We start from the raw sequence: 10514 nt of genomic DNA, 5'->3' as shown, positions 1-10514 counted from the left end.
AGCCGGGTACTGCTGTTCACCAGCTGCCCGTACGAGGGCGGTGCGGGTGCTGACACCCGGCTGGCCTCGTCCATCGCCGAATGCATGCCGGATCGGGACTTCGTGTGGTTCTCACGGTGGCCCTCGCGCGGCCAGCGCGGGCCGACGCGTGGCCGAGCCGTGCCCATCGTGTCGCACGACGGTGGCCCGCACGTTCCGGAACGGTTCCAGGCAGCCCTCCTCGGTGGTGTCCTTGCTCGCCGTACGGATCTGGTGCACGCGGTCCTGACGATCGGGAGGACATACCCGTTGTTCTCCCGGCTGCGGAGGTGCATTCTCGGCGGCGGTCCGGTCATCCACACGGTGTCCGGAGTGGTGGACGCCGGTCTGCTGGAGCGAGCGCGGCCGCTGGGAGTGACCGTCGCCCTGTCGGAGGCGACGGCCGGACAGTTGCGCGCGGCGGGGTTCGGCGACGTCCGGGTGATTCCGCCGACGATTCCGCTGGACCGGTGGCCGTGGCAGCCGCGCGTCGGAGGGACTCCCGTCGTGTTGTTCGCCGGTCACCACGACCCGGAGGGCGGCGCGCACGAGACGATCGCCGCTGCGTCGGAGGCATACCGGCGCGGGGCCCGGTTCCGGCTGGTGCTGGCCATGCGGGCCCGGCTGGGTCAGGACGTGCGCCCACTGGAGGCAGAACTGCGGGCCCTGGCGGCCCGAGAGGGACTCCCGGACGTCGACATCCTGGGCCATGTCTCCGACATGCCCGGGCTGTTGCAGGCGACGGATGTGCTGCTCTTCCCCCCGCAGAGGCTGGGTGGGAAAGCGGACATCCCCTTCGTGGTGCTGGAAGCGCTGGCCACCGGACGCCCGGTGATACTCAGCGATCTTCCCCAGTTCGCCACGCTCGGGGACGCGGGACTGCGCGCTCCTGCCGGGGACCGACTGCGGACGGGCGAACTGCTGACTCAGCTGCTCGAGCGGCCCCAGTGGTGGGAGATGCAGGCGAGGCTTGGGCGTGCCACGGTTGAGGAGGTGTTCGGGCCCGACCGTTTCCGAGCGCAGTACGAACGGTTGTACAAGGAGGTCCTGCCGTGAACCCGGCACGGCGCGCAGCGCTGCGACGCGCGGTCGGCCAGACCGCACACCACCGGAGGCCTCTCGGCATCATCGCCGCTGTGCTCCTCGCCGTGGCCTGCGTCCGGGTCCCCCCGGGCGACGAAGGCCCGAGTTATTACTTCGGGGCCCTGCAGAGCAGACCGGAGAAAGCGCACCTCGAGCGGAGCAAGGGCATCCAGGTCGCCGAAATGCAGATCTCCTGGGACCGGTACGAGGTCCGGGAGGGGGAATATTCCTCCCAGTACCTCGAAAGCGTCAAACAGGAATTGGACCGGTTCCAGAAGGCGGGCTTGCTCGTCGAGGTGAGCCTGGGCCTGAACCGCGCGCCGAGTTGGCTTTACGAGAAATATCCCGAAGCCTCCTATGTGAACCAGAATTCAGATCGCCTCACGGAAACCCCCAACATGGTCTTCAGCCAGACCGTGCGCGAGAAAGCGCAGGGTTACGTCGACCAGCTCGCCAGGGTCATCGGACTCGACAACTTCTGGGCCATCCGGGTCGGGGTGAGTGGCTCCGGCGAGTTCACCTACCCTTCGGACGGCCCCGGTCTCCCGGATACGAAGACCTACTACTGGGCGTTCGACAAGAACGCCCAGAGCGGGGCCCGGACGGGGCGGCCGCCCACCGTCACCGCCAACCCGTTCCCCGGCTGGAAACCGGGTCAGCACACCTATCGGGGGAAGGCATTCACCAAGGCTCAGGTCGGCGAGTGGTACGACTGGTATCTGCGGTCTCTGTCCGACGCCGTCAACTGGCAGATCAAGTACTACAGGTCACTGGGCTACGACGGGTTCCTGAAGGTGCTCGTGCCGGGCATGGGCTACTACCCCCAGAACTACCAACGCACCCTCGATGGTCACCTCCACGTGGACGAGACGGATGATTCCCGGCTGGTCGGGATCGGGGCTGGTTTCTACAAGACCCTCGGCCAGATCCACGACCGCCGGAACGTGCAGATCGTGCCAACCTCGCTCGTGGACGGCACGGGAGAGCCGAGGAACAACGGCTGTGCCCCCGGCGACCGCCAGGTGGACATCCAGGCCCCACCCGGCCACGTCCAGACCAGCTGGTCCTCGGTGCGCTGGATCAGCCGCATCGCGCGGCAGTACAACTTCGCCCTGCTGAACGGAGAAAGCGCCGGGACCCATGTGAGCCCTTACTATCCCGGCGTCGTGGCCCAGGCAGCCCGACAGATGAAGAGCTGCGGACTGCAGGGGCTGATGTGGGCGTTCGAAAGGAACCTTTACGACGGTACTCCGGGCTCGTCACTCGCGGACTACTCCGCGGTGATCTCCCGGTACAACTGAGGTGATCGCGATGGATGTCACTGTCCTCCGACCCGACGAGCTGACCCCTGCCGACCTCACCGCGTGGCGCGCCATGCAGGCTGCCGACCTCACGCTGGCCAACCCTTTCCTCTCTCCCGAGTTCACCCTTGCTGTGGGGCACCAGCGGGCGACCGCCCGTGTCGCGCGGCTCTCCGAGGGGTCCCGAACTGTTGGCTTCTTCCCCTTCGAACGGCATGCCCTCGGCTCAGGCAAGCCCATCGGCTCGGGCTTCTGCGACTGCCAGGGCCTGATTCACGAGCCCGGCCTCGACTGGGATCCGGTGGAGCTGCTCCGGGCGTGCGATCTCGCGATGTGGGAGTACGACCACCTGGCGGCGGGACAGACGCCCTTCGAGGCCGCCGGCACGCCTCGCGCCCGAGCCGGCTCGCCCATCATGGAGCTGAACGGCGACCACAGCACGTACTTCGAACATCTGCACCGCAAGTTCCTCAAGTCGGCGCGTCAGAAGGAACGAAAGCTGACCCGTGAAGTGGGCCCGGTCCGTCTGGTGTTCCATGCGTCCGAAAGTGCACTCCTCGACACCCTGATCCGCTGGAAGTCCGCCCAGTTGCGGGAGAAGGGGCGTCGCGACCTGCTGTCCCAGGAGTCGTTCCAGGCGATTCTGCGAGAGCTCTTCGATGTCTCCTCGGAGTCCTGCTCCGGCACCCTGTCCGTGCTCTACGCGGGTGAGGAGCCCGTCGCCATGCGCTATCAGTTGCGGTCGTCCCAGGTGCTCGCCGGCTGGTTTCCCACCTACGACACCCGGTTCGCCCGTTACTCGCCCGGCATCCTGTTGTGCCTCAAGCTCGCCGAGGCCGCCGCGGATCGCGGTATCGTCCACATCGACCTGGGCAAGGGCGCCGGGACGCACAAGGACGATCTCAAGACGGCGGAACTGACCGTCACCGAGGGGTACGTCGCCCGGCACACCCCCAAGGCAGCGCTGTGCCGGGCGCGGATGGCGTCGGGGCGCACCGCTCGTGAGGCGATTCGCACCAACCCGGCGGTCCATCGCGCCGCGGTGAAGGCGGCGAACGCTGCCGACCGGCTGCGCTGACGGCCTGTCGGGAAGAGCGTCAGTAACCCTGGAAGCGAATCGCGCGCCGCACGGCCTTCCGAAGCCCTCGGTCGGGTGCGTAGAGGGGAAGCCGCTCACGGTAGTAACGAGCGGACGGTGAGCGGTCCGTTCCGAAGCTCTCCTTGAACCGGGCGAGGGATTCCCCTTGGAGAGACCCGCCGAAGTCGTACTGCCGGCAGCCCGTCGCACACAGATCCTCGATCGCCAGCCGGTGCAGCAGGTGATTGGCCCGGGTCGGATGAGCCAACTCCCGGTTCATGGCCGCGCGCCAGAACAAGGCGTGGTTGTTGTGACGCAGCACGATGATCGCCGCGGCCGGCTCCCCGGCGTGCCAGGCCATCCACATCGCGTACGAGTCTCCGAGCCGGGCGGCGACGGTTTCCAGCAGGCGCAGGGGAAAGACATGCTTCCTGCGCCACCGGGCCAGTGCCAGCGGCTCGTGCTGCTGTTCGGCCCAGCGCACGATCGACTGCTCGAACAAGTCGTAGAAGACCGGGACCAGACGGCCGGTCCGGTCCACCTCTACGTCGATGTCGGATTTCTCGGCGCGGCGGACCCCCCGCCGTACGCCCTGGTGGAAGCGGCGCTCCCACACGGTGCGGAATCCGCCCTCGAGGTTCAGGACGTGTATTTCCTGCGACTGCACCCGGAAGCTCGCCGGCGCGGTGCGCGCCCACACGTCGTCCTCCTCCGGCCGGAACCGCACACTCACCCGGTTGGCCGGTCGCCTCTCGAGGTCGTCGAACACCGCCCGGGCTTCCGTCGAACCGACGCCTCCCGGACACAAGTGCCCCCCGATGCCCCACTCGCCCGGCCAGGATTCCTCCTCGCCCAGCCAGAGCGGGCGGCGCCGGCTGGCCACCAAGGGGAGCAGCAACCGCCTGCCGTCCTCGAACTCGTACAGCCGACTGGCGTCCCGGTACGGGCCCGTGGCGCAGATGCAGTCCAGCCAGACCGGAGTCTGGGTGATGCGGGTGGCCGGATCTTCGTCGGCCAGCTTCGACCAGGTGCCACGCGGTGCGGGGGTGGTGATCTGCACAGGACCTGCAGAGGTGTTGACCAGGAGTACAGATGTGCTCACAGCCTTCTCCTGCCTGGTGTGCGGGGAATGACCCTGGCGACGGGGAGACCTGCGTCCACGGTCCGATCCTAGGCTGCGCACGGAAGGCGGGCATCTCAGACGAGCAGAAAAGGTTTACAATGTAAAGGTACGTGGTAGACAAGGCGTCACTGCCAGGAAACACGGCACATACCACGGGGTGAGGAGGCGGGACATGGCCGAGAAGCGGGCCGGAGCCCATAAGAAGGATGAGGCGGTTGCGTCGCCTGCGCGACGCGCCAGCGACCGTGGGCGGTACGGCAGGCTCAGCCGGGAGCGGGTGCTGGCCGCCGCCCTGGAACTGGTCGACCGGGAAGGGCTCTCACCCCTGAGCATGCGCCGGCTGGGCGCCGAGCTGGGCGTGGAGGCCATGGCGCTCTACCGGTACGCGGCGAGCAAGGACGCCCTGCTGGACGGACTGGTCGAGGCGCTGTACCTCGAGTTGGAGGAACGGCTGACCGCCGGGCCCGAGGCCGAGGCCTCGGCTGCCGCCGCCCCTGGGTGGCGCACCGGACTCCATCGCTTCGCACGGACGATGTACGACGTCTGCCTCACTCATCCTCGGGCGGTGCCGCTGCTGGCCACGCGCATGCTGGCCGTTCCGCTCGCGCAGCGCCCCGCCGCCGTCCTCAGGAGCCACGAACGCCTGCTCGCCCTGCTGCTGGAGGCCGGGTTCGACGAAGCCACCGCCGCCACCGTCTTCCGTGCCTTCACCGCCTGGCTGCTGGGCTACGTGTCCGTGGAGCTGCAGCCGATGGTGGACAACCCCGAAGAGCCGGACCCCGCGTTCCGACTCGGCCTGCACCGCATGTCGCCCCAGGAACTGCCCAGACTCCGTCAGGCCGCCCCGGCCCTCGCCGAGAAGGGCGGGGTCGATGGCCTGACCGCCGGGCTGGACGCCCTGCTCGACCGACTCACCGGGGCGGGCCGCGAGGAGCAGTAGCGCCCGTGGCGCAGGGTGAACGGCTCCGGGTCCGCCGCAGGCTCGACCATCAGGGCCGCCGCGCTCCCTACGCCCAGGCTCGACGCGTTCCGCGCATCGGCGTGGTCGGGACGTCCCCGGCCCCCGCTCCGGATCGTCGCGGGAGCCCGTGGCCAGGCCGTGCCGCCGTCCGCGGGGCCGGGCGCCCCGTCACGCTCGGCGGCGCTCCGGCCGCACTCATGTCGCGTCGGCGCGAGCCAGACGCGGCAGGGCGAGAAGGACCGTCGTGGCGGCGAGCAGGGCCGCCGTGCACGGCACCCCGTAGCCCGCCGGGGCCTCCGCCGCGTCGACCACCCACCCGCCCGCGGCGTAGCCCAGCGCCACCCCGGCGGAGAGGCCCGAGACGATCCAGGTGATGCTCTCGGTGAGCCGGGCGGCCGGCGCCAGGTGGCCCACCAGGCCCATCGTGGTGATCAGGACCGGGGCGATGGACATGCCCGCCACGAAGAGCAGCCCCGCCAGCACCGCGAGACCCGGCGCGAACAGCAGCGGAGCCATCGTCACCACCATCGCGCAGACACTGACCAGCAACCGCCGCGTGATCGCCCCGCGCGGCCTGACCGCGCCGAAGACCACGCCCGCCAGGCACGAGCCCAGCGCGTACACGCCCAGCAGCAGGCCGGAGAGCGCCTTGTGGTGGTGCGCGTCGGCGAACGCCACCGTCACGACCTCCACCGAACCGTAGGACGCGCCCACCGACGTCGCCGTCAGTACCGACAGGCCGATCCCCGGAATGCGCAGCGCGCTTCCCTCGGCGCGTTGCGGCTCGGTGCGTACCGGCGGTTCCGTACGCCGCTGGGCGGCGAACAGCAGGACACCCACGGTGAGCAGGATCGCGGCCGTCAGCAGTCCGGCCCCGGCCCCGGCTCCGAAGGACAGAGTGATCGTCAGGATCGGGCCGACGACGTACACCACCTCGTCGAGCACCGACTCCAGCGAGTACGCGGTGTGCAGCAGCCGCGGTGACTCCCGGTGGATCTCCGCCCAGCGGGACCTGACGAGCGCACCCATGCTGGGCATGCAGCCCGCCACCGCCGCCGCGACGTACAGCGCCCAGGCCGGAGCGGCGTACCGGGCGCACAGCAGCAGCGCGCAGATGGCGGCGACCGTCACGGCCGTCGCCGGGAGGACGACCCGGCGCTGGCCGTGACGGTCGACCAGCCGGGAGATCTGCGGTCCGATCGGCGCGGTCGCGAGCGCCTGCGTGGCGGAGACCGAGCCGGCGAGCCAGTAGTCACCGCCGAGCCGCGACACCATGACGACGATGCCGACGCCGATCATCGACTGCGGAAGGCGTGAGACGAAGCCCGCGGCGGAGAAGAGCAGACTGCCTGCGGGAGAGAAGATCCGGCGGTAATCGGAGAGCATGGACTCCACGCCCCGTCAGGAGCCGATCGTCGCTGGGCGGATCCGGTCCGCCCACCCCGTCCTCCTTGCACTCGATTCTCACGCGGGGCGCGGTAGGTCGCGACGCGACGCGGCATCTCGCCCTGCGCATGCGGGAAATGGTGAGCCGAGTTAGCTTGGGAAGACACGTCGACCTTTCGGCGACAAGGAGCCCGCACAGCGGCGACCGCGTACAGCGGCGATCGTGTCCACAGGCGACCGGAGCCGAGTCCCCCCGGAGAATTCTCCTTCTGCCAGCCCGGCCCCTACGGGCTTCGCCGCCGTCGCCCGGCGCCGTTCGCCCAGCTCGGCCCACTCGACAAGTGGCCCTCCCAGGAGGTTAGTTGGGATGAAGGCGCGACTGCGAAGCCAGGCCGTGACGGCTGCTGTCAGCACATGCATCGTGGTGCTGACGGTGTTCTACTACATCTTCCCGACCGAGCGGCTGATATTCGTCGCCATCGGGGCGACCGGCGTTGTCGGTGTCGTCCTGGGCGTCCTTCTCAATCGCCCCGCTCACCGACTCCCCTGGCTGTTGCTCGCCGCGGGAAACCTGGCCTTCGCCGCGGGCCAGACCGCCCAGATCGTCCTCATCCAGGTGTTCCACGAGGAGATCCCCTTCCCGTCGATCGCCGACGGCTTCTATCTCGCGGCATATCCGCTCTATGCGGCCGGGCTGCTGGGCTTCGTGCACTGGCGCACGAGTTGGCGCGACCGCGCGAGCCTCGTCGACGCCCTGACGCTGACCGTCGGTCTGGCGCTGGTGTCGTGGCTCTTCCTCATCGATCCGTACGCCCACGTCGAGGGCCTCACCTGGGTGCAGAAGGCGTTCTCCATCGCCTATCCGCTCGGCGACATCCTCGTACTGGCGATGCTGCTGCGCCTGCTCGCCGGCGGTGGCGGCAAGAGCCGCTCCCTCATGCTGCTCACCGCGGGCACCGTCGGCCTGCTCACGGCCGACGTGGCCTACGGCCTGATTCAACTGAACGGGACCTGGCACACGGGTACCGCGGTCGATCTCGGCTGGGCCGTCCTGTACGGCGCCTGGGCGGCCGCCGCGCTCGATCCGACCATGCGTTCGCTGACCCAGCCGGTGCCATGGCGCGCCGAGACCGGCGTGGGCCGGCTGATCCTGCTCACCCTGGCGTCGTTGATCGCGCCGGCCATCCTCCTGACGGAGTCGGTGCGCGGGGTGAGCTCCAGCGTCGGCGTCATCGGGGTGTTCTCCGCGGTGCTCTTCCTCCTCGTGCTCTACCGTCTGGCGGGAGTGGTGGCGACCCACCGGCGGGCGGTCGGCCGGGAGAAGGTGCTGCGCAACGCGGTGTCGTCGCTGGGCGGAGCAGGCGATCTGCGGGACGTGGCCGCCGCCGTGCACCGCGCGGTGACGGAGCTGATGTCGCACGGCTCGCCGCGTTCCGCGCTGCTCACCGTGCCGGACGACACGCTCTGGTTGAACGGGCCGCACGGCGGCGTACGCGGGCCGCTGGCCGCGCCGGTGACCGCGGCCGTACGGGAACTGATCGCGTCCGGCGAGACGAGTCTGGTGGCCCTCGACGGTGCGGGGCCCGATCTCGCCGCCCGTCTCACGGGCCCGGACGAGGAGCCGACCCACGCCGGCCATGCGCTGGTCTGCCCGCTCACCTCGCAGGACCACCCCTCCGGCGATCCACTGATCGGGGCACTGGTCGTGGCCGGGGACGAGCACGAACTGGTCGTGTTCCGCGACACACTGGCGACTCTCGCCGCGCAGACGGCACTTGCCGTGGCGAGGGTCGCGCTCGCCGAGGAAGTCAACCGGCACAACAGCGAGATGTACTTCCGCACCCTGGTGCAGAACGCCTCCGACGTCATCCTGATCCTCGACGAGGACGACCGGGTCCGTTACGCCAGCCCCTCCGCCGACCAGGTGCTGGGTGTTCCGAACCTGGAGGGCACCCTGCTCATCGACATGGTGCCGCCGCAGGACAGCCGCGCGGTGGTCGAGACGCTCGGCCGGATACGGAGCCGCGAGTACCAGAGCAGACGCGAGCACTGGCGCATGGTCCGCACCGACCACGCGACCATCGAGGTCGAGGTGAGATGGAGCGACCTGCGCGAGGAGGCCACCGTCGGCGGGGTGGTGCTCACCCTGCGGGACGTGACCGAGCAGCGCAAGCTCGAACGCGAACTCACCCACCAGGCGTTCCATGACTCGCTCACCGGACTGGCCAACCGCCTGCTCTTCCAGGAACGGGTCAACCACGCCCTGACGCAGGCTCAGCGCGAGGGCACGGTGGTCGGCGTGCTCTTCATCGACGTGGACGACTTCAAGGTCGTCAACGACATACACGGCCACGGTGTGGGCGACGAACTCCTGGTCGCGCTGTCACTCCGGCTGCAGACCACCGTCCGTGCCTCCGACACCGCCGCGCGCATCGGCGGCGACGAGTTCGCCCTCCTGGTGGAGGGCTCCGTCACCCCGGCGGGCGTGGAGAAGTTCACCGAACACGTGATGACCGTGTTCGCGGAGCCGTTCCGGCTCAGTGTGGGCCCGGTGAGCACGTACGCCAGCGTCGGCGTCGCGACGACGGAGGACAGCATCGACTCGGTCGAACTGCTGACGCACGCCGATCTCGCGTTGTACGCGGCGAAGACGGCGGGCAAGCGCCAGTGGCGCCACTACCACCCGGAGCTGCAGAGCGGGATGGCCGAGCGCGCCAAGTTGCAGGAGGGCCTGGACAATTCGTCGATCGAGACGTCGTTCATGGTGCTCTACCAGCCCATCGTGGATCTGGCGAGCGGGCGGGTCGCCGGCTTCGAGGCGCTCGTTCGCTGGCCCCACTCCACGCGCGGCATGGTGCTGCCGGAGCAGTTCATCACGCTGGCCGAGGACAGCGGGCAGATCGTCCCGCTCGGCGCCTGGGTGCTTGACCAGGCCACGGCCGAGGCTGTGCGGTGGGAGGACTCCGTGCTGGATTACGGGACGGCCGACCACAACGCACCGTACGTCAGTGTGAACGTGTCGCCGCGTCAGTTCCGGGACGACGAGTTCCACGACGTGGTCCGGCGCGCCCTGCAGTTCTCCGGCATCGACCCGTCGTCTCTCGTACTGGAACTGACCGAGAGTGTGCTGATGTACAACGACGAGCGCATCCTGGCCGAGATGAGTTCGCTCACCGATCTCGGCATCCGCTTCGCGATCGACGATTTCGGAACGGGCTACTCGTCGCTCAGTTATCTGCGTGAGTTCCCGATCTCGATACTCAAAATCGACAAGTCGTTCATCGACCAACTCGGGCGCTCGCCCGAGCAGTACGCTCTTGTCGAGGGCATCACCCATCTCGCCGACACACTCGGCCTCACCGTGATCGCCGAAGGAGTGGAGGACGAGAGGCAGCAGGAGTTGCTGATCTCCATGGGCTGCCGCCTCGGTCAGGGGTACCTCTTCGCCGAGCCGGTCAGCGCCGAAGAGGCGCAGCGCCTCGTCCTCGCGCCGCCGCTCGTCCCCGCGGCCAAAGTGCCCGGGGCGCCCGCGGAGGGGAAGCGGTGATGGCGACGGCCCTCTCC

The 10514-nt window shown here is 69.3% G+C and carries 7 protein-coding genes; 5 read left to right on the top strand and 2 right to left on the bottom strand.

What is annotated here, in order from left to right:
- The first annotated feature begins 168 nt into the window (after positions 1–168).
- Genes C6376_RS34500 through C6376_RS34490 form a run of 3 tightly spaced genes read left to right on the top strand, consistent with a single transcriptional unit; the run spans position 169 to position 3480 of the window.
- Positions 169–1074 (top strand): glycosyltransferase family 4 protein, encoded by a 906-nt coding sequence (locus C6376_RS34500; RefSeq protein WP_159083347.1) that lies wholly within the window; start codon positions 169–171, stop codon positions 1072–1074.
- On the top strand, positions 1071–2402 hold the full coding sequence (locus C6376_RS34495; RefSeq protein WP_107446993.1) for a beta-galactosidase: 1332 nt from the start codon (positions 1071–1073) through the stop codon (positions 2400–2402). Before C6376_RS34500 ends, C6376_RS34495 begins: the two co-directional genes overlap by 4 nt.
- Before the next feature lie 10 nt (positions 2403–2412).
- A complete protein-coding gene (locus C6376_RS34490; RefSeq protein WP_159083346.1) occupies positions 2413–3480 on the top strand; it encodes a GNAT family N-acetyltransferase in 1068 nt (355 codons plus the stop codon).
- A gap of 19 nt (positions 3481–3499) precedes the next feature.
- Here the strand turns inward: C6376_RS34490 and C6376_RS34485 are convergent, their stop codons facing one another.
- Positions 3500–4582: a GNAT family N-acetyltransferase gene (locus tag C6376_RS34485; RefSeq protein WP_159083345.1), complete on the bottom strand. Its 1083-nt coding sequence runs from the start codon at positions 4580–4582 to the stop codon at positions 3500–3502.
- Between the two features lie 193 nt (positions 4583–4775).
- Between C6376_RS34485 and C6376_RS34480 the strand changes: the two genes are divergently transcribed.
- Positions 4776–5543: a TetR/AcrR family transcriptional regulator gene (locus tag C6376_RS34480; RefSeq protein WP_107446990.1), complete on the top strand. Its 768-nt coding sequence runs from the start codon at positions 4776–4778 to the stop codon at positions 5541–5543.
- A gap of 216 nt (positions 5544–5759) precedes the next feature.
- Here C6376_RS34480 and C6376_RS34475 read toward each other — a convergent pair whose 3' ends face one another.
- The gene (locus C6376_RS34475; RefSeq protein WP_107446989.1) at positions 5760–6950 is read right to left on the bottom strand and encodes an MFS transporter; all 1191 of its coding nucleotides are present in this window, start codon (positions 6948–6950) and stop codon (positions 5760–5762) included.
- Positions 6951–7317: 367 nt separating this feature from the next.
- Between C6376_RS34475 and C6376_RS34470 the strand changes: the two genes are divergently transcribed.
- Positions 7318–10497: a bifunctional diguanylate cyclase/phosphodiesterase gene (locus tag C6376_RS34470; protein WP_107446988.1), complete on the top strand. Its 3180-nt coding sequence runs from the start codon at positions 7318–7320 to the stop codon at positions 10495–10497.
- The last annotated feature ends 17 nt before the right edge of the window (positions 10498–10514 follow it).

This window comes from Streptomyces sp. P3 (genome assembly GCF_003032475.1).
Classification (GTDB): Bacteria; Actinomycetota; Actinomycetes; order Streptomycetales; family Streptomycetaceae; genus Streptomyces.
Note: the sequence above shows the minus strand (reverse complement) of the source record. Positions and strands in the feature narration are given on the sequence as shown.

Bases quoted from the DNA above. Each gene is read 5' to 3' on its own strand.
- C6376_RS34490 (WP_159083346.1), top strand. From the start codon at position 2,413: ATGGATGTCACTGTCCTCCGACCCGACGAGCTGACCCCTGCCGACCTC.
- C6376_RS34480 (WP_107446990.1), top strand. From the start codon at position 4,776: ATGGCCGAGAAGCGGGCCGGAGCCCATAAGAAGGATGAGGCGGTTGCG.
- C6376_RS34470 (WP_107446988.1), top strand. From the start codon at position 7,318: ATGAAGGCGCGACTGCGAAGCCAGGCCGTGACGGCTGCTGTCAGCACA.
- C6376_RS34475 (WP_107446989.1), bottom strand. From the start codon at position 6,950: ATGCTCTCCGATTACCGCCGGATCTTCTCTCCCGCAGGCAGTCTGCTC.